Annotated in this window: 16 protein-coding genes; 11 read left to right on the top strand and 5 right to left on the bottom strand. The window is 33.5% G+C overall.

All coding sequences use genetic code 11. The features are described from left to right. Nucleotides 1–3: 3 nt before the first annotated feature. Together ABI657_RS02685 and ABI657_RS02680 are read right to left on the bottom strand one after the other, a co-directional pair. Entirely contained in the window at nt 4–1,830 is a 1,827-nt protein-coding gene (locus tag ABI657_RS02685) for a RagB/SusD family nutrient uptake outer membrane protein (protein WP_348095695.1), read from the bottom strand. A gap of 15 nt (nt 1,831–1,845) precedes the next feature. Beyond that, the gene (locus ABI657_RS02680; protein ID WP_348095694.1) at nt 1,846–5,061 is read right to left on the bottom strand and encodes a TonB-dependent receptor; all 3,216 of its coding nucleotides are present in this window, start codon (nt 5,059–5,061) and stop codon (nt 1,846–1,848) included. Between the two features lie 840 nt (nt 5,062–5,901). Here ABI657_RS02680 and ABI657_RS02675 point away from each other — a divergent pair. From ABI657_RS02675 to ABI657_RS02655, 5 genes are all read left to right on the top strand, one after another. After that, nucleotides 5,902–6,432, top strand: coding sequence for a DUF3347 domain-containing protein (locus ABI657_RS02675; protein WP_348095693.1), 531 nt, complete (start codon nt 5,902–5,904; stop codon nt 6,430–6,432). A gap of 1 nt (nt 6,433) precedes the next feature. Beyond that, nucleotides 6,434–6,994 carry a helix-turn-helix domain-containing protein gene (locus ABI657_RS02670; RefSeq protein ID WP_348095692.1) on the top strand — a complete coding sequence of 187 codons (561 nt, stop codon included), beginning with the start codon at nt 6,434–6,436 and terminating at the stop codon, nt 6,992–6,994. Between the two features lie 232 nt (nt 6,995–7,226). Then, nucleotides 7,227–9,767 (top strand): heavy metal translocating P-type ATPase, encoded by a 2,541-nt coding sequence (locus ABI657_RS02665; RefSeq protein ID WP_348095691.1) that lies wholly within the window; start codon nt 7,227–7,229, stop codon nt 9,765–9,767. Between the two features lie 5 nt (nt 9,768–9,772). Then, nucleotides 9,773–12,007: a multicopper oxidase domain-containing protein gene (locus tag ABI657_RS02660; protein ID WP_348095690.1), complete on the top strand. Its 2,235-nt coding sequence runs from the start codon at nt 9,773–9,775 to the stop codon at nt 12,005–12,007. A 430-nt stretch (nt 12,008–12,437) separates the two neighbouring features. Then, nucleotides 12,438–12,647 carry a hypothetical protein gene (locus tag ABI657_RS02655; protein WP_348095689.1) on the top strand — a complete coding sequence of 70 codons (210 nt, stop codon included), beginning with the start codon at nt 12,438–12,440 and terminating at the stop codon, nt 12,645–12,647. Nucleotides 12,648–12,866: 219 nt separating this feature from the next. Here ABI657_RS02655 and ABI657_RS02650 read toward each other — a convergent pair whose 3' ends face one another. Continuing rightward, the gene (locus ABI657_RS02650; RefSeq protein WP_348095688.1) at nt 12,867–13,811 is read right to left on the bottom strand and encodes an NADP-dependent oxidoreductase; all 945 of its coding nucleotides are present in this window, start codon (nt 13,809–13,811) and stop codon (nt 12,867–12,869) included. 126 nt (nt 13,812–13,937) lie between these two features. On the opposite strand from ABI657_RS02650, the gene ABI657_RS02645 reads away from it, so the two are divergent. Beyond that, a complete protein-coding gene (locus ABI657_RS02645; RefSeq protein WP_348095687.1) occupies nt 13,938–14,285 on the top strand; it encodes a helix-turn-helix domain-containing protein in 348 nt (115 codons plus the stop codon). A 559-nt stretch (nt 14,286–14,844) separates the two neighbouring features. Here ABI657_RS02645 and ABI657_RS02640 read toward each other — a convergent pair. After that, nucleotides 14,845–15,297 carry a DUF4442 domain-containing protein gene (locus ABI657_RS02640; RefSeq protein WP_348095686.1) on the bottom strand — a complete coding sequence of 151 codons (453 nt, stop codon included), beginning with the start codon at nt 15,295–15,297 and terminating at the stop codon, nt 14,845–14,847. 253 nt (nt 15,298–15,550) lie between these two features. On the opposite strand from ABI657_RS02640, the gene ABI657_RS02635 reads away from it, so the two are divergent. From ABI657_RS02635 to ABI657_RS02615, 5 genes are all read left to right on the top strand, one after another. Then, nucleotides 15,551–16,006, top strand: coding sequence for a DUF4870 domain-containing protein (locus ABI657_RS02635; protein WP_348095685.1), 456 nt, complete (start codon nt 15,551–15,553; stop codon nt 16,004–16,006). Between the two features lie 179 nt (nt 16,007–16,185). Further along, complete coding sequence (locus tag ABI657_RS02630; protein WP_007804050.1) at nt 16,186–16,518, top strand: PadR family transcriptional regulator; 333 nt, start codon at nt 16,186–16,188, stop codon at nt 16,516–16,518. Between the two features lie 3 nt (nt 16,519–16,521). After that, nucleotides 16,522–18,243, top strand: a complete 1,722-nt coding sequence (locus ABI657_RS02625) for a PspC domain-containing protein (protein WP_348095684.1) — start codon at nt 16,522–16,524, stop codon at nt 18,241–18,243. Nucleotides 18,244–18,245: 2 nt separating this feature from the next. After that, nucleotides 18,246–18,977 (top strand): head GIN domain-containing protein, encoded by a 732-nt coding sequence (locus ABI657_RS02620; RefSeq protein WP_348095683.1) that lies wholly within the window; start codon nt 18,246–18,248, stop codon nt 18,975–18,977. A gap of 87 nt (nt 18,978–19,064) precedes the next feature. Next, nucleotides 19,065–19,898, top strand: coding sequence for a DUF2807 domain-containing protein (locus ABI657_RS02615; protein ID WP_348095682.1), 834 nt, complete (start codon nt 19,065–19,067; stop codon nt 19,896–19,898). A gap of 148 nt (nt 19,899–20,046) precedes the next feature. On the opposite strand, the gene ABI657_RS02610 is transcribed toward ABI657_RS02615, so the two are convergent. After that, nucleotides 20,047–20,678 (bottom strand): FAD-dependent oxidoreductase (locus ABI657_RS02610; protein WP_348095681.1); only part of this gene is annotated, 632 nt, incomplete at its 5' end.

The following is a 20,678-nucleotide window of genomic DNA, read 5'->3' as shown; positions in this document are numbered from 1 at the left end:
ATTCTAATAATTGATTAGCTGTCCGTTACTTGCATCAATAAGTTTCTGCCAAATTGGCCAATATTGTCTAGCATCAGGATTAACCCCTAATTTATAAAGCGAATTTATTTTATCGTCTTTTAAAACATTCCATCCGCTTAATCCTTTATCATCGACTAAAAGAGTATAATCAGCACCTGGATTTTGAGTTTCTCCTTTGTTTAAACCATATACAATTAGAGTTTCATTATCTGCTGCATATTTATAATAGACATCAACTGGCACATTTGCATAATCTCCTGTACGCTGTTGTAATTGAAACAATTTTGCCTTAGCTTCATCTAAATTTTTTTTTAATAAATTCCAACGAATAAGAGATTGTTTTCTTTCCATTTCTCCTGTTAGTTCATATTTATTTTCATCAATAATTGCCTTCAGCATACTTGGTTTGTCAACAAAAGCATTTACATAATCGTCTACCTTTACAGCATGGTCTGCAGGTGCAAATGCTCTTCTTCGTATATCTTTCAAATAAGGAGCTGCTGCAGCAGGGCCTTCAATTTCATTTGCAGCTTCTGCAGCAATTAAAAGCACTTCTGCATAACGCATATATACCTTATTTACACCGTCATCATCTTTATTGTTAACGATACGGTTCATCCACTCAAAACGATATTTTCCAAAATACCATTCGTTTATAACACCTAATTCCTGTTTAGATTTTCCATTTACAGGTTTGCTCCAGAAGTAAGGAACACAAGTAACTTCTCTACGGGTATCTTTTTGATCATAATCATAAAAAACAGTTGGTAAAGGCCCTGCACTACCACCAATATTAGGTCCACCAGTCTGATACTGATCTATATTATTATGTACAACAGCAAAACTGATTAACATTTTTCCTCTTCCTGCAGAAAAAGGGATTTCCCAAAGAGATTCTCCTCCGGCTGTTAAAACTTCTTTATTAATATTTCTCCAAAAAGCTTCAAATGAAGGATTTAAGCTGGCTTTTCCACTTTCTATAACATCACGTGATTCTTGTAATGCCAAAGCGTACATGTTTGCTACTGAAAGATCAGGATCATTACTTCTTCTAACTCCATCAGGATATTGTTGATATCCGCTGGCTACTAATGCCAAACGGGCACGAAATCCTTTTATAAAGGCTTTGTTAATTTGCTCAACACTAGTTGTTTTAGTAGTTTCATTTGGCCATGGAACCAAAGTAGCCGCTTCACCTAAATCCTGAATAATCTGTTTGTAAATTATGTCACGATTAGTTCTTGGTAAATATAATGTTTGCGTAGTAACTGGTTCAAAACGAGCAGGAACATCCCCATGTGATTTCATTAAATCAGAATAAAATATAGCACGAAGCGTTAATGCTTCTCCTAATAAAGTGCCAAGTTCTGATCCTGCAACAGGTTTACCATACTTACGCAATCCACGAATACATAAATTCGCTCTTTCTATTCCTCTGTACATTGATGTCCAGGGATTACCACCTCCGGCACCTGCAGTTTCAGCAACATCCATTTGTGAGTTTGTTGACTTTGCGTCATAATTAACTAAAGCTGGTTTGTCATTAGCTGCAGTTTCTCCGGAATTATACCATTCTGTATCAGTATTCATTCCGTAAAAAGGAAGAAATCGTCCTCTGTAAGAATTGGTATCCCCAAATGATAATTTTATTCCGTTTACAGCATCTCTCGCTAATTCAGGTGTAGAAAAAATTAATGATTCATCTAGAGTTGATTGTGGAGGAGCATCCAGATAATCGTCTGAAAAATCCTGACAAGAGCTAAAAAGACCTGCTATAACCAATCCTGCTATTATTATTTTATATTTCATTTTGCTATTTTTAAATTAAAAATTAAGGTTTACACCAAAAATCAATTGTCTGCTACGCGGATATGCAGAATAATCCACACCTGGCGTTAAAGGAGTTCTTCGTCTGGTAGAAACCTCAGGATCAGGACCAGAATAATTAGTAAGAACAAAAACATTATTAGCTGTAAAATAAAACCTTAATTTAGAAACACCTAATTTAGATACAAGAGCCTGCGGAGAAGTATACCCCAGGGTAAGCGTGTTAAGTCTTAAAAAAGAACCATCTTCAACAGCCCAGTCACTAAAAACGAAACGGCTCATATAAGGAGACCACATAGTTGTATTGGTATTCAGAGCTGTCAGTGCAGCTGAATCAGTAACCAATGCACCTGTAGCTGAATCAATATTAGTCCATCTGCTTCCATCTGCCACTTGTGAACTTAAGTTTCTATATTGCCCTTGTGGTGTAGAAGTAGTAAACTCTACCTTATTTGCGTTATAAACATCATTTCCAACACTAAAATTAAATGCAGCTGAAAGATCAAAACCATAAGCATTGGCATTTAATACAAAACCTCCTGTATATTTTGGATTTGCATTACCAATGATAGTTTTATCCTCAACTGTTACTTTACCATCCCCATTAAGATCTTTTAATTTCATATCTCCAGGCTGTGCATCGCCTACAATTTCAGAATCATCAGCAATACCGGCTTTCAGAACATATTCACCTCCTACATAATCAAAGTCAGAAACTTCATAACGTCCATCACTTTTAAACCCGTTCATCAATCCGATTGGAGAACCAACTTTAACTGCAAAATCATTACTTGTGCCCGAAGAAGAAGAAGTCCAATCTGTATTTATATAAAAATCACTCAAACTTCCCAGAGAATTAATTCGGTTTTTATTTACTCCTATATTAAAGGAGAAATTCAATCCATAATCCTTCTTTTCAATTGCTGCAATATTTAATGTGGCTTCGAAACCTGTATTTTGAGTCTCTCCCATATTTCTATACTGAGTAGAATAACCAGTACCACTAACAGGGAAATTGATCAAAAGATCTTTGGTTACATTTTTATACATTTCAAGGGAACCATTAATTCTTCCTTTGAAAAAATCAAAATCCAGACCGGCATTTTGTGTTACTGTAGTCTCCCATTTTAAATCGGGATTAGCAAGAATACCTGATGGAGCCCAATAATTACCCTGACCGTTTATCCAGGTCGAATTGTTTGCCTCAAAACTTTGAGCAGTCTGACCGGTTGGTATGTTATTATTACCCGCTTCACCATAACTTAATCTGACTTTAAGCGAATTTACCCAGGAAACATCTTTTAAGAAACTCTCTTCAGAAATTTTCCAGGCAACAGCTGCTGCAGGAAAGTATCCCCACTTATTATCACCTAAAAATTTACTTGAACCATCAGCACGATAAGTAGCCGTAAAAAGATAACGATCTTTATAGTCATAATTTAAACGACCGAAAAAAGAAAGTAATTTATCATCCGGAAAATAATAATTATCTACTATTCTAGGCGAACCTTGTGAAGTCAGATGAATTGACTTATCTAAGTCAAAGAAATTAGGCAAACCCTCAACAGTAGTATTTACATCATTTCTGCGGGAGTCTATCATCTCTTCACCGGCAAGTATTTTCAAATCATGGTTTTTACCCAGTATCTTTTTAAAATCATAGTTTAGAGTATTTGCATTTCTAAAACGATAATCTTTACGATCAGTCATTACAAGTGTAGGCGCTCCTCTGTTTTCAATTGCAGGCGTATTACGCGAATAAAAAGTAGAACGACCGTAAAAACGATAATCCAGATAATTATAGTTATCTAATCCTAAATCAGTTTTAAGCTGTAGATTCTCAATTATTTTCCAGGAAAAGCTTCCTAACATATTGTAATTTTTTCTTTGTTGCTGACGGTCGCTGTCCGCAACAGCAATAAAAGGATTAACGAGATAACTGGAATTAGCTTCCTCTGTGTCATTCGTAGTTAAACCCGGCATTGGAATTGGGGAGTATCCTACAACATGCTTTAAACGCGAGTCTGCAGGATTATCATTTACTTCATTATTTCCTCCTCCATTAATATCCGTATCCGAATAACGCATTGTAAAGGAAAGATCAATTTTGTCGCTGGCCTTATTATTCACAGCAAATGACAGGTTATCTCTTTTGTAATTAGAGCCAATCATAATCGCTTTTTCATCGTAATGTGCATAATTAAAATTGAAATTAATTTTTTCAGATCCGCCGCGTATTCCTAAATCACGGCTTTGTACTTCACCTGTACGACCATAAATTTGTTTTTGCCAATTATTTCCTTTTAATCCCTGGTACAAATCATAATCCTGCCATTTTCCAAAATACTCTTCATAAGAGTCAGCATTATCATCCTTAAGTAAGGAATACTCATATTGCCATTTTACAAAATCTTCAGGTGATTGTGCGTCAATTTCATTAGCCAGGGTTTTCATACCATAAAAAGTATTGAAATTAACTTGTAATTTTCCGTCTTTACCTTTTTTGGTCGTTACAATAATAACACCGTTTGCTCCTCTTGAACCGTAAATAGCAGTAGAAGAGGCATCTTTTAATACTGTCGTGCTTTCAATATCGGAAGATGATATATCACTAAGACTGTTTACAGGAAATCCATCAACAATTATTAAAGGAGAACTATCTTGTGTTAACGAACCGCCACCACGAATCCTAATTTTAATTTCTGAATCCGGAGAACCTTCTGAAGAAGTTACATTTACACCCGCTAAACGACCTGTTAAAGCCTCAGCAACACTTGCGACTGGATTTTTTCTCAAATCATTTCCAGATAAGGTTGCTACTGCTCCTGTGAGATCAGACTTTTTAACAGTACCATATCCTACTACAACAACTTCATTTAACGTATTTGATTCATCCGCTAAGGAAACGTCAATTTTATTTTTTCCTGCTGCAGCAACTTCTTTTGTTTTAAACCCAATATATGAAAAAACTACTGTTGCTTTAGGATTAGATAGCTTTAATTTATATTTTCCATCAAAATCAGTAGAAACACCATTTTTAGTACCTTTTTCTAATACATTTACACCAGGCAGGGTCAAGCCTGAAGCATCTTTTACGACACCCTCCAGTGTTACACCTTGCGCACTTACCTGATTGCTTGATAGCAAACACAATAAGATAACAAATGCAAAACAACAATTTGCTCCTTTATTAAGTAAATCTTTAAAATTCATAGTCTCCTGTTTAGTTATTATTAATTGTTTAGTAAGTTTAATATTTATAAAATTGTTGCTTAATTACATTTTTTATCTAAAAATTATACAAAATGAGTAGTTTTAAATTTTAATTTTAAATTTTAAATTCGTTCAAAACCCTTGTAAATGCTCATATAATATATTCAATAGTGTATAAAAAATACACATGTAATCGATTACACAAACATAAAAAAAAATTCTATATAAAAAATAAATTTCCCAAAAAATTCATAAAATAAATTATTAATTAAAAATAATCACCTCTTTTTATATCACATTCTTAATTTTTATTATAAAAAAACGCTAAATATTATTTTGTTTTTTAAATTATAACGTATAGAGCTATAAAAATCAATCGATTACATAGTTTTTCTTCACTTTATTTAATAGTTGTCCTATTTAAATAAATGCAATCCCTGCTGTATTTAACAAATAATTATGAAATGTAGTTTTAATAATGCAATCAAAAAAATATTTCCTTGTATTTTTTCAGAAGCATTTAATTTACAATCATTTAATAGTATTCAGGGTCAATTTAATTCTATTGAAATTCATTAAATTACTCTAAATAAGATATTTAGTATTGAAAAAAATACATTAAATAGAATAAAATCTAAGCATAATTAATTACTGCTAAGTAATAAAGATTAATTCTGAAAGTTATTTAACAAAATTATTCCAGAATAAAACAAACCACTAATTATAAAACTTTAGTTATTACTCTCTTATAAAGCACATGAAAAATAAAATTCCTAATTTTGTACTTCTACTTACGTAATTTTAATGATGAAAGTTTTATAAATTAATAAATATCATATTATGAAAAAATCAATAGCAATTGCAGTATCAATAATTACATTATTATTCGGTGCAAATTTTATTCAGGCAAATACATCCAAAATAAAAACAACTACAATTGAAGATTTTAATTCAGGTGAGTTACAAGGTGTGTATGATGCGTATTTTACGGTAAAAGATGCTCTTATTAAAAGTGACAGCAAATTAACTTCGGCAAAAGCCAAAGATTTACTGACGGCGATTTCTGCTGTAAAAATAGACAAACTAAAAAGTAACGAACAAACTGTGTGGAAGAAAGTCATGAAAAAACTGAATGCCGATGCAAAAAGCATTTCTGCTACGACAGATCTTAAAAAACAACGTGATACTTTTAAATCCCTTTCAAAGAACACTTATGATTTAATGAAAGTTTTAAAATCTGAACAAATTGTGTATAAACAATATTGCCCAATGGCAGATGCTGATTGGTTAAGCAAAGAAAAAGCAGTTAAGAATCCGTATTATGGCTCTTCGATGTTAACCTGCGGAAATGTTGTAGAAACTATCAAATAATATGACATTATACATCAAGAACATGGTGTGTGGCCGATGTAAAATGGTTGTGAAGTCTGAATTTGAAAAACTCGGACTTCAGACTATTTCTGTCGAATTAGGTGAGGTTGAACTCAAATACAGTTTATCTGAAGATCAAAAAAAGGAACTTTTAACTCATCTTCATGCTTTAGGCTTTGACTTAATAGATGATAAAAAAAGTAAAACTATTGAGAGAATAAAAACCCTTATTATTGATTTGGTGCATCATAAAAATAACGAACTCAAAACCAACTTATCTGATTATCTGTCAGACAACATTAATCAGGATTATAATGCACTAAGTAATCTTTTTTCAGAAATTGAAAACACTACTATTGAAAAATATTTTATCAGCCAAAAAATAGAAAAGGTAAAAGAGCTGCTTATTTATAATGAACTTTCTTTAAGTGAAATCGCCGATATGATGAATTATAGCAATGTGGCGCATTTGAGTAATCAGTTTAAAAAGACAACAGGCTTCACCCCTACTTATTTCAAACAATTGAAGGATAAAAAACGTATTCAGATCGAGAATTTGTAAAACAATTATTTTCCTGTTATAGCAAAAAATCTATTTCTAATAAAGTCGCAGTACCTCAAAGTTCGATTATTAGAGTCTCTTGTGACTTCGCGAGATTCTATACCCATTAAATTGTTTTCTCCAAAATAAAAACTTAACTTTTGTAAATCTTACAAATCATACCCAAAATTATACAACCCCAAGTAAACGTTACTTCGGAAATTTGCATTGTAATACTTTAAAAGATAAAACAATGACTCATCAATATACTATTTCAGGAATGTCGTGCGATGGCTGTCGAAAAAAAGTCGAAAAAACTTTGAATTCGATGGAAGGAATTCAGGCTGAAGTAACTCTAAATCCTCCATTGGCAACCATTACAATGGAGAAACATATTCCCACAGAAAAATTTCAGGAAGCTTTAACTCAAACAGGAAATTATACTATTGAGATGACTTCTTCTAAAAAGGCTGCTGATGCAACAGTTAAATCATGTTGTTCAATTCAAAAAAACGAAAATCATACTGAACATGAGCACAAAAAAGAGTCAACTGGAATGCATCATCATACAACAACTGGTATTTTTTATTGTCCGATGCACTGTGAAGGAGATAAAACGTATGACAAACCAGGAGATTGTCCGGTTTGCGGAATGGATTTGATTCCTCAAGTTATCCTAAACAATGTGAAATACACCTGCCCAATGCATCCTGAAATTATTTCAAATGAACTTGGCGATTGCCCCATTTGCGGTATGGATTTAGTCCCATCGCAACCTTCTGAAACTGACGAAAACAAAACATATACTGATTTATTAAAAAAAATGAAGATTGCAGTATTATTTACGCTGCCAATCTTTATTATTTCAATGTCGGAAATGATTCCGGACAATCCGCTTTATAAAATAATGTGTGTTGAAAATTGGAATTGGGTTCAATTCTTATTTTCAATTCCAGTACTTTTTTATGCAGGCTGGATGTTTTTTGTCCGTGCCTGGAAATCGATTGTGAGCTGGAATTTAAACATGTTTACACTTATCGGAATCGGAACCAGCGTTGCTTTTTTATTCAGTATTGCCGGAATGTTTTTTCCTGATATTTTCCCGGCAGAATTCAAATCGCATCATGAAACGATTCATTTGTATTTTGAAGCTGCAACAGTAATCATAACTTTGGTTTTGCTTGGACAATTATTAGAAGCCAAAGCACACGGGCAAACGAACGGAGCAATAAAACAATTATTGAAATTGGCTCCAACAGAAGCCACCTTGACAGCAAACGGAAATGACAAAGTGATTTCTATCCACGATATAAAAAAAGGAGATTTATTGCGTGTCAAACCAGGCGAAAAAATTCCGGTTGATGGAAAAATCACTACCGGAGAAAGCAATATAGATGAGTCTATGATTACCGGAGAACCAATTCCGGCAGATAAAAAAGTGGGAGATGCTGTAATTTCAGGCACAATAAACGGAACAAAATCCTTTGTTATGATTGCCGAAAAAGTAGGTTCAGAAACCATGCTTTCACAAATTATTCAAATGGTAAATGATGCGAGCCGTTCGAGAGCCCCAATTCAGAAATTAGCCGATAAAGTGGCTAAATATTTTGTTCCAACAGTCTTTATAATTTCTATTTTGACTTTTATTGTCTGGGCGAAATTTGGTCCAGAACCAGCGTACGTTTACGGATTCATTAATTCTATTGCGGTTTTAATCATTGCCTGCCCCTGCGCTTTAGGATTGGCAACTCCAATGTCGGTTATGGTTGGAGTGGGCAAAGGAGCGCAACTCGGTATCTTAATTAAAAATGCTGAAGCTTTAGAAAATATGAACAAAATCGATGTGCTGATCACTGATAAAACCGGAACTATTACAGAAGGAAAACCCTCTGTAGAGCAAATTTATGCGATCAATAACGATACTGATTCTTTGCTTCAAAGTATTGCTTCACTAAACCAATACAGCGAGCATCCTTTGGCTCAAGCCGTTGTTACTTTCGCTAAAGCTAAAAATATTGCTTTAACAGAAATTCCAGATTTTGAAGCAATTGCCGGAAAAGGAGTTTTAGGAACTGTAAATACGAAAAAAACAGCACTTGGAAATAAAAAACTGATGCTTGAGGTTAATGCCTTGATTTCTGATGATATTGAAAATAAAATAACAGCAGAACAAAGCTTAGGTAAAACCGTTTCGTATATCGCAATCAATCAGATAGTTTTGGGTTACGTTACCATTACTGATGCGATAAAAGAAAACAGCGCCCAGGCAATAAAAGAATTAATTGACCAGGGCGTTGAAGTTATTATGTTAACTGGTGATAATGCCAACACAGCAAAAGCAGTTGCTGCAAATTTACATCTGAGTTCGTTCAAAGCCGATTATCTACCCCAGGACAAACTAAAAGAAATTCAGCGTTTGCAGGCCCAAGGCAAAATTGTGGCGATGGCTGGCGATGGAATTAACGATGCACCCGCTTTAGCACAAGCAAATATTGGAATTGCTATGGGAACCGGCACTGATGTTGCGATTGAAAGCTCTAAAATAACATTGGTAAAAGGAGATTTAAACGGAATCGTTAAGGCTAAAGAACTCAGCCACGCCGTAATGTCAAACATCAAACAAAACTTATTTTTCGCTTTCATATATAATGTTTTAGGTATACCCATTGCAGCAGGAATTTTATATCCATTTTTCGGAATTTTGCTTTCGCCGATGTTAGCAGCTTTAGCGATGAGCTTGAGTTCTGTATCGGTAATCGTAAATGCATTGCGTTTGCGAAATTTAAAACTTTAAATCTTATGAAACTCAATTATATAGTTTTAACCTTCTTTGTTGCAATAACAATGAAGGCACAGAAGATTGTACGTTACGATTTATACATGCGCGATACAATTGTCAATTTTTCCGGAAAAGAAAAACATGCATTTGCCGTAAATGGTCAGATTCCGATGCCAACTTTAACCTTTACAGAAGGAGATATTGCGGAAATTTATGTTCACAACGAATTAAAAGAAAGCACCTCTCTTCATTGGCACGGATTATTTTTACCAAACAAACAAGATGGTGTTCCGTATTTAACTCAAATGCCAATTAAACCCGCAACAACACACAAATATACTTTTCCAATTATCCAGAACGGAACCTATTGGTATCACAGCCATTCGGGTCTGCAGGAACAAATTGGTCTTTACGGACTCTTTATCATCAATAAAAAGAATGGGGATTCGACTTTTAGGAAAGGAATTGACGATTTGCCAACAATCCCCATAATTTTAAGCGAATGGACGGATTTAAAACCGGAAAACATTCAACGTATGCTGCACAATGCCAATGATTGGTTTGCCATAAAAAAGGGAACTACTCAAAGTTATGCCGAAGCCATTAAACAAAAACATTTTACAACAAAAGTCACTAACGAATGGAAGCGTATGAATGCCATGGATGTGAGCGATGTGTATTATGAGAAGTTTTTAATTAATGGGAAAAATGAACATCAGCTTTCGCAGTTTAAGCCGGGGGAAAAAGTCAGGCTTCGCATTGCAAACGGCGGTGCATCAAGCTACTTCTGGCTGACTTACGGAGGTGAAAAAATAACAGTTGTTGCTAGCGACGGAAACGATGTTGAACCTGTAGAAGTCGACCGTTTGATCATTGCCGTTTCTGAGACATATGACATTGTAGTTACAATTCCTGAAGAGAATAAATCCTTTGCTTTTTTGGCTACAGCCGAAGACAGAACCGGATCGGCTTCTTTGTTTTTGGGCACTGGTACCAAACAGCCTGTCACTACTCTTTCGAAATTAAAATATTTTGAAGGTATGAAGATGATGAACAGCATGATGAAAATGAATGGCAAAATGAACGATATGGGCATGAATATGTCATTGAATAAAATGGACATGAATGCAGTAATGTATCCTGAAATGACCGGTGAAAATGAAAATTCTAACACCATAAATCATTTGGAACATAAAATGGAAGAAATGACAATGGAAAATGACACTATCGAATCAGCCGATATTGTTACTTTAAATTACGGAATGCTGAAATCGCCCACAAAAACAAATCTTCCAAAAGAGGCGAATGTAAAAGAAATGCATTTCGAATTGTCGGGAAATATGAATCGCTACGTCTGGAGTTTAGACAACAAGGTGATTTCTGAAACAGATAAAATCTTAATCAAAAAAGGAGAAAACGTCAGGATTGTATTGTATAACGGATCGATGATGCGCCACCCGATGCATTTACACGGACACGATTTCAGAATTTTAAATGAACATGGTGATTATTCTCCTCTCAAAAATGTGATTGATATTATGCCAATGGAAACCGATACGATCGAATTTCAGGCAAATGCTGACGGCGACTGGTTTTTTCATTGTCATATATTGTATCATATGATGGCAGGAATGGGACGTATTTTTAGCTATGAAAATTCTGCACCAAATCCACTAATTCATGATCCGAAAATGGCATATAAAATGCTAAAAATGGATGATCGTATGTTTCATTTTATGGGAGAAAATGATTTTGCATCAAACGGAAATGACGGAGAAGCCATGTACAGCAACACGCGCTGGAGTATTGGAACAGAATGGAGATTGGGTTATAATGACATGCACGGTTATGAAACGGAAACCCATATTGGCCGTTACATCGGAAAAAATCAATGGTTGATGCCTTTTATTGGTTTTGACTGGCGCTACAGAAAAATGGGAATGGAAGAACAGGAACAAAATATTTTTGGGCAATCGAATACCAAAGACAATCGTTCGGTTTTAAGCGCCGGTATTGAATATACTTTACCTATGCTCATAAAAGCCCATGTTGAAGTTTATACGGATGGAAATATGAGAATGCAATTTGAAAGAAAAGACATTCCGCTTGCAAGGCGTTTACGAATGAATTTGATGTGGAATACAGATAAGGAATATAGTGCAGGTTTAAAATATATTGTCGCCAGAAACTTAGGAATTACGACACATTATGATAGTGATATGGGGATTGGATTTGGAGTAAATTTGAATTATTGATTATTTTATGAAGCTTATAGATTATTACTAAAAGTGCGCAAAAAAAACAGATTTTAGTATCAAATAAATTATATCTTAGTTTTCTAAAAAACATATCGATAATAATAGTTATTAGCAAAATATGTGCGGATATGGTTACCGACTCAATATTAAAAAAGTAAAAGACAAATGGGTTGTTGATACGATAGAAGATGCATGGATTGTATAATTTAGATATATTTTACCTTTATAAAACAAACCAAATAACTATGACATTAGAAGATTTAAAAAAAAAAATTTAACAATCCGATTACGGCCTGAACTAACTTTATTTTTTGAGGTAAACGAAGAACTTGGATTCGAAAATTATTCTCAGGGTTTAAAGCTGGTGTGAAGATCTTGGTTTTTTAGGTAATCTAATGCCTTTTCTTAAACCAATCGTTCTGGTTCTATGTATGTTTTATGGGATGGTGGAAAAAACAAATCGTTAAGTGAATTACCTGTATTGATTTTTGGCGATGAAGGCGGCTACCATGTTACTGCAAAAAACGTAACAGAATTGATACAGCTGCTTACTTTTGACTCAGAAATTTCTGTTGATCACGAGGAGGTTTATTTCCATAAAGATGAAGAAGATTACCAAGAGAGTGAAGGATTATAAGAATACATAAAATGGCTTAAAGCAAACTTCAACCTTGATTCTGTAAAAGGAGAAAAAGATACTACAGCAATTATTGAAGCTGCACAGCAGGAATACAAAGAAAATTTTGATCTCTGGGTTTCTCAATATTATTCTGAAGAATATAAATCTGAATAAATAGAAATAAAAAAAACATCAGTTCAAAATTTGCCTGAACAGATGTTTTTTACTTAAATTATATTAAAGGGTAAGTACAATTTTACCAACAGTTCTTCCGGTTTCTAATTGTAAATGTGCTTTTTCCATTTCATAGAATGAAAATGTTTCCGAAACATGCGATTTGATTATTCCCTTTTGCATCAAACCGGCTAAGGTATCCATATCTTTTCCTGAAGACTCCACTAGCATTGAAATTAAATCAACATTTTTATTTTTAGCTTTTTCTGCAAATTCAGGAGCAATTGTGCCTAATATATAAATTATTTTTCCTCCCGGTTTTACAATGTCGATTGAGCGATTATTGATTTCATCAGAAATTGAATTTAAAACCAGATCTGCATCTGAAACTTCATTTTCAAAATTAGTTGTAGTGTAATCAATATGTTTATCGGCTCCATTTTGCAAAACAAAAGCTGCATTTTTTGCTGATGAAGTGCCAATTACATACGCTTTAAAATGTTTCGCAATTTGTGTTGCATAATGCCCTACTCCGCCCGAAGCTCCATGAATTAAAACTTTATCGCCTTCTTTTATTTTTCCATTTGTAACCAAAGCCTGCCACGCTGTAAGCAAAGCAAGAGTTCCGGCTGCAGCTTCTTCATGAGAAATGTTTTCTGGTTTTAAAGTAAGATGTGAAGCCGGAACTGCCACATATTCTGCGTACGCTTTTCCTTTTCCGGGAAAATTTACCATTCCAAATACTTCATCGTTTAGATTAAAATCAGTCACATTTTTTCCTGATTCTACAATTGTTCCTGATAAATCCCAACCTAAAATAACAGGACGCTGTTGTTCAAAAAACATATTAATCATTCCTTCTGATGATCTGGTTTTGTAATCAACAGGATTAATACTCAGGGCACTTACTTTTACCAATACTTCATTATCGTCAATTTCCGGTTTCGAAATATCGACATATCTTAAGTTGGATGCTTTTCCTGGTTCATTCAATAGTATTGCTTTCATAATATTTATTTTAAATTAAAGTACAAAAGTATTATATTAGTATCTTTACCACAAGTATGCACTTTCTTGTAACCTACATACTAAAAGTATACTAATATTGATAATCAATTATTTAAAATTAAAAAAATGGCAAAAAATAATTTTATTGATAGTTGCACAGACGTAGTTTGCTCTGTAGACTATGCTTTTAAAAGAATTGGCGGCAAGTACAAAGGAAGGATTTTATGGAATTTAAGTAATAAAAAAATCCTCCGTTATGGCGAATTACGAAAAACATTAATGGATATAACACCAAAAATGTTAACCCAGACATTAAGGGAATTGGAAGAAGATGAATTGGTTTCAAGAAAAGTATATCATGAAGTGCCTCCAAAAGTAGAATATTCATTAACTGATATTGGCAAAGAACTTATCCCCTTTATTAATCATTTGAAAGAATGGGGTGATAAGCAGCGGGCAAAAGTAAAAGCTTAAATTTAAAACTGATAATGTTACTGGCAGATAGTAATCTTTTATCTTAAAAAGCAAGCCGATTTACATTGGCATTACTTTTGAAATGATAAAAATCAACTTATAATTAAACTATGTACGGGATTTTTACTCTTCTACTACTTGTTTTGCCATTAATTTTCCAAATTTTATTTGGATTAAAATCTTCCATTTATACAATAAAATTAAGCCTTTCTAAAGTGTGCCTTTTTAGTATTATATTGCAAGTTATCATTTCATATCTGGTTTATAATTCTGTATTACAAGACTTAAAAAACACTTATAATGGAGAACCCAGATGTGGAATGCCTATGGTTGCTATAGTAACATTTGAACTGTTTCTTATTATCCTTTTATTCGCAATAATAGTAATACAATATTTAATTAAGGTATATTATAAACGTAAGATTAAATAATAAAGCGAGAAAAAAAAATTATTACGAAAGCTAACGTTAATTTTTACAAATTCTCATCTATTAAAAGACTTTATATCGCTGTTAAAAATAATATCTTCCACAAAAGATCAAGAAAACTGCTTCTTTGTTTATTTTAGTCTGACGCTCCATTCGAAATCCATTTCTGATACCTGAATTCCTTTTTCGTCAGTTCCTATAGATTTCATCCAGAAGGTTTGCCCCTCTCCTGTTGCTATTGTTTGCTGAATTGCTTCGGTAATTAAATGTCCGTCGTTGCAGACAAATGTAATTCTTCCGGTTGCTTTTTTGGTAAAGTTTCCTTTATTGTTGGCAACGAGCATAGAAATCTTTCTCCCGTTTTCCTGAATTTGAGAGATTACCAAAGCTCCGGTAGTTAGTTCGGCTGCCATAGCCTGAACAGCAAAATACATCGAGTTAAACGGATTTTGATTAATCCACCTATGTTTTACACTTACGGTACAACTGTCTTTGTTAATTGCTTTTACCCGAACGCCGCAAATATATGCTGATGGTAATTTGAATAATACAAATTTATTGAGTTTGGAAACTGAAACTGCCATGTGATTCTTTTTTATGTAAAAATACAAAAAAACTATGCACGCACAGTAAATTGCAATTTATTTTCTAAAATAACAATGAATACAGTATCTAACAGATTATATTGTGCTATTTTATTACTAAGTACATTTATATATTTGTTAAAAATTTGTTAATATTTGGTACTATGTAAAACAAGATACTGTCTTTTAGCCATATATTTGCATAAGAAATTACTATATGCTTTTAATCATCAAAAAATTAACACCACTCATCATGGAAAACACAACAGAAAAAAATACAGCAACATTTACGCATTTAAGTACATTGAGTCAATATTTTATTCCGTTTGGAAATTATATTTTTCCAATTCTAATCTGGACGAGTCAAAAAGACAAATCAGAATTTGTAAATCACCACGGGAAACAGACATTGAATTTTCAATTAAGCCTTTTGCTTTACACTTTGATTTTAGCCTTAATTGCAATTCCGATTTTTATTACTGTCTTTTTACAGAATCTTCCAATGGAAGCCGTTTTTAACAATGAGGATTTTGAAATCAGAAATTTCAACTTTGAAGGAAACATTGGATTATTAAGTATTGGGGCAACAGCTGTATTACTTTTTGGAGTTTTAAAAGTAGTGGAATTCTTTTTAGTGATTTACGCTTCTATAAAAACATCTAACGGAGAATTGTACAAATATCCTTTGACGATTCCTTTTATAAAGTAGTTCATTAAAGATTAAAAGTTATCATAAATACTGGAGCCCTAGCCCTGATAGCAGCGACATCCTTTTGTGGCGGGGTTCGCCATAAAAGATAAAGCGGATAGCAGGAAACAGCTCCTGAAAAATCAATCATCATCAATCAAAAAACGAATTGTTCAATCTAAAAAAAACAAAATGAAATTATGAACATTGAAAACACAAAAGCACAGATGCGCAAAGGTGTTCTTGAGTTTTGCATCTTATCTGTATTAAAAGAAAAAGACGCTTACACCTCTGAAATATTAGACACTTTGAAAAACGCAAAATTACTCGTTGTCGAGGGAACGGTTTATCCGCTATTAACCCGGCTGAAAAATGACGGTTTGCTTAATTATCGCTGGGAAGAATCAACCTCAGGACCACCACGTAAATATTACGGGTTAACCGAAATAGGACAAACATTTTTAAATGAATTAAACGGTACCTGGACAGAATTATCAGACGCCGTAAAACTAATCACCAATCAAAATCAATAAGTCATGAACAAAACAGTAAATATTAACTTAGGCGGTATGTTTTTTCACATCGATGAAGATGCATATTTAAAATTGACACGCTATTTTGACGCCATAAAAAGATCATTGAATAGCTCATCCGGACAAGATGAAATTATTAAAGACATTGAAATGCGTGTTTCTGAATTATTAAACGAGAAACAAAAAAGCGAAAAACATGTTGTGGGACTGAAAGATGTTGATGAAGTGATTGCAGTAATGGGACAACCTGAAGATTACATCCTTGAAGATGAAGAAAAATCAAACCAATCCTATGCTAATACTGGTACCAGAAAAAATAAAAAATTATATCGCGATAAGGAAAACGGTATGATTGGAGGTGTTGCCACCGGTTTGGGACATTATTTTGGAGTAGATGCTGTATGGATAAAAATTGTATTCCTAGTATTTGTTTTTGCTGGATTTGGGACTGGTATTCTTGCTTACTTTGTACTATGGGTAGTAACTCCGGAAGCCATTACAACATCTGAAAAACTTGAAATGACCGGTGAGCCGGTCACTATTTCAAACATTGAAAAAAAGGTTCGTGAGGAAATTGAATCATTATCAGATAAATTTAAAAATGCTGATTATGATGCAATGGGAAACCACGTAAGGTCAGGGGCAGAAAAAATAAGTAGTTCCTTTGGAGACTTTATCATGACCGTTTTTAAAATCTTTGCTAAGTTTTTAGGTGTTATTTTAATTATTGGAGGAATTACAGTGTTGTTCTTTTTACTAGTTGGCGTATTTACTTTAGGAACCAATGTTTTTATTGATTTTCCATGGCAAAACTTTATTGAAGCAGGAAACTTTACAGAATATCCTATCTGGTCATTTGGTTTGTTAATGTTCTTTGCTGTGGGAATACCATTTTTCTTTATGACGCTTTTAGGCTTCAAATTGTTGGCACCGAACATGAAATCAATTGGAAACATAGCAAAATATACTTTGTTGGCCATTTGGATTATAGCTATTGCAATTGCCATTAGCATTGGAATTAAGCAAGCCACTGAAGTTTCTTATGACAACAAAATGGTTGAGAAAAAAGCCATTGCTATTCAGCCAACAGATACCCTTTTTGTAAAATTCAAATACAATAATTATTTTGCTAAAGGCCTTGACCGCCACAGAGAGTTTGAATTTGTTCAGGACTCTGTCAACAATCAGTTGATTTACTCTACAAATGTACGTTTGCGTGTTTTGCATACTGATGAAAAAGCACCTTACATTCAAATAGAAAAGAGCGCCAGAGGAAATTCATTTACTTCCGCAAAAAAAAGAGCAGAAAAAATAAATTATAACGTTGAAATTAGGGGAAATCAATTAATTTTGGATAATTATTTTCTTACAGACGTAAAAAACAAATACAGAGGTCAGGAAGTTGAGGTATATTTGTACTTACCAGAAGGACAATTATTTAAACCGGATACATCTGTTGAGGATTATGACGATTCTGATGATAATTTTTTCAACTTACACTTTAGTGGAAATTATAACTACAAAGTAGAAGGTTCAAAAATTAAATGCCTTAATTGTCCGGCGGATGAAAATGACTTTGAAGATGTAGAGGAAGAAAATAGTATTGACAATGATACAGTAAAAGAAGTTTCAATTAAAATAAACGGCAAAGAGGTTCTTAACGGAAAAAAAAGTTCAGGACGTTTGACCACAGATAAAAACGGAGTCATAATCAAAATCAATTAACCATGATCAAAATAATCATTCACATTACAAAATTCATTATTGCTACAATTACTGCATTACTGTTCGCATCCTGTAATTTTAACATGAATTCAATTGAAGGAAGCGGAAATATCACAACTGAAAAAAGGATTGTTGAGGGAGATTTTAAAAATGTTTCCGTAAGCAATGCTATTGACGTGGTTATTGAACAATCTGATGCTACCGAAATTATTGTTGAAGCTGATGATAATTTACAGAAAGAAATTACAACAAAAGTGGAGAACGGTACGCTGATAATTTCATGCAAATACAGCTCATTTAACGACGTTACCAAAAAAGTAACGGTAAAAATGCCTGTTGTTGAAAAACTGGAAGCTTCAAGTGCCTCTTCCATCAATAGCAAAAAGGTAATTTTGGGAGAGAAAATTGATTTAGAATCATCAAGCGCTTCAACAATCAATATAAATACAGAATCTGATTCTGTTATATGCAGCGCAAGCAGCGGAAGTACCATAAACGTAGAAGGAAAAGCTTTAAAATTAAAAATAGATGCTTCAAGCGGAAGTACTATTGATGCCAAAAAATTAATAGCGAATGATATTGATGCTGATGCTTCAAGCGGAGCGTCTATAAGCATTCACCCAAAAGTAAGCTTAAAAGCGGAAGCCAATAGCGGAGCGAGTATCAATTATGAAGGATCACCAAAAACTCTGGAGCAAAAATCAAATTCAGGAGGAAGTATAAATAACGGATAACTTTACTCTGATTCTTAAAATATAAAAAAATCATCCCTAAAAAGTGGATGATTTTTTTATATTTGTCAAAACTCAAATCTAAAATTAATGAAAAAGAATACAGCCTTACTACTATTATTACTTTTTACAACATTGACATTTGCCCAGAAAAGAGAAAAAATAAAGGGAACAAAAATCGTTACCACGTCTGTAAAGGAAGTGGGGGATTTTGATGCTATTGAAGCTGAAGACAATTTGGAAATATATCTGGAACGTGGAGAAAAAAATGAAATCAAAATCGAAGCAGATGATAACCTGCATGATATCGTGGGGATGGATTTGAGAGAAAGAGTCCTCAGGTTATACACCTCAAAAGAATCTACTATTTTTAAAAAGCTGACTGTTCATATAACATATACTAAATCACTTACGAAAGTGACAGCCAAAAATGAGTCAAAAATTTATGCTATTCAGGAATTGTTACTGGATGACATCACTTTTAACAGTGTGGATTTTTCGAAATTGTTTTTGAATGTCAATGCTAAGAAATTCACTCTGATTGCTGATGACAAGTCAAAATCGGAGATTAACCTAAAAGCTGATGAAGCCAGTTTGCAATTAAGTAAAAATGCTTCTGTAAAATCATTAGTCTCGTCAATTAAATTCAAATGTGATTTGTATCAAAAATCGTCAGCAACTCTTGAGGGAATAGCTGAAAAAGCCACAATTCGTCTGGATAATAATTCTAATTTCATCGGAACAAAATTGAATTTAAAAGAAGCAAATGTTACTGCTGAAAGTTATGCCACCGGAAGTATTTTATCAGAAACATCAATTTCATTAGCAATTGGAGATAAAGCGGAAATTTCACTTTTAGGAAAACCAAAAATAGAATTGACCCGTTTTAGTGAAGAAGCTAAATTGATTAAGAAGATAAAATAGTAGTTTCAAGTTTCAGGTTTAATTTGTTTCAAGTTGTTGGAATTAAAAAAACAAAAAGTCCCAATCGAACTGATTGGGACTTTTTGTTTTTAAGTATTCACATTTAAGAGAACTTCAAACCTGAAACAAAGAAAACTTGAAACTTTTCTTATTCTTTTGCAGCCAAATAACGTTCAGCATCCAAAGCAGCCATACATCCGGTGCCTGCAGCAGTTATTGCCTGACGGTACACATGATCAGCAGCATCTCCAGCTACAAAAACACCTTCTACATTAGTTTTTGAGGTACCAGGAACATTAATAATATATCCTGTTTCATCAAGTGTTATATAATCTTTAAAAATATCAGTGTTTGGTTTGTGCCCTATTGCAACGAAAAATCCTGTTGCAGGAATTTCAATAACTTCAGCTGTCGTTTTGTTTAAAGCTTTAATGGCATGAACAACATTTCCATCACCTAAAACCTCAACTGTATCATGATTTAATAAAATCTTAATATTTTCGGTTTTACGAACGCGCTCTTCCATGATTTTAGAAGCTCTGAATTTTTCGCTTCTTACTAACATCGTAACTTTTTTACACAATTTTGATAGGTAATGTGCTTCTTCACAAGCAGAATCCCCTGCTCCAACAATTACCACTTCCTGATTACGGTAAAAGAATCCGTCACAAACTGCACAGGCAGAAACCCCACCACCCATTTGCAAATAATGTTGTTCTGATGGCAATCCTAAATATTTTGCAGTAGCACCAGTAGAAATAATAACCGTTTCACAGTGCA

It is taken from the genome of Flavobacterium sp., assembly GCF_039930565.1.
In the GTDB taxonomy this organism is placed as follows: Bacteria; Bacteroidota; Bacteroidia; order Flavobacteriales; family Flavobacteriaceae; genus Flavobacterium.
The sequence above is the reverse complement of the archived record's forward strand: the minus strand, read 5'-3'. Positions and strand labels throughout refer to the sequence as shown.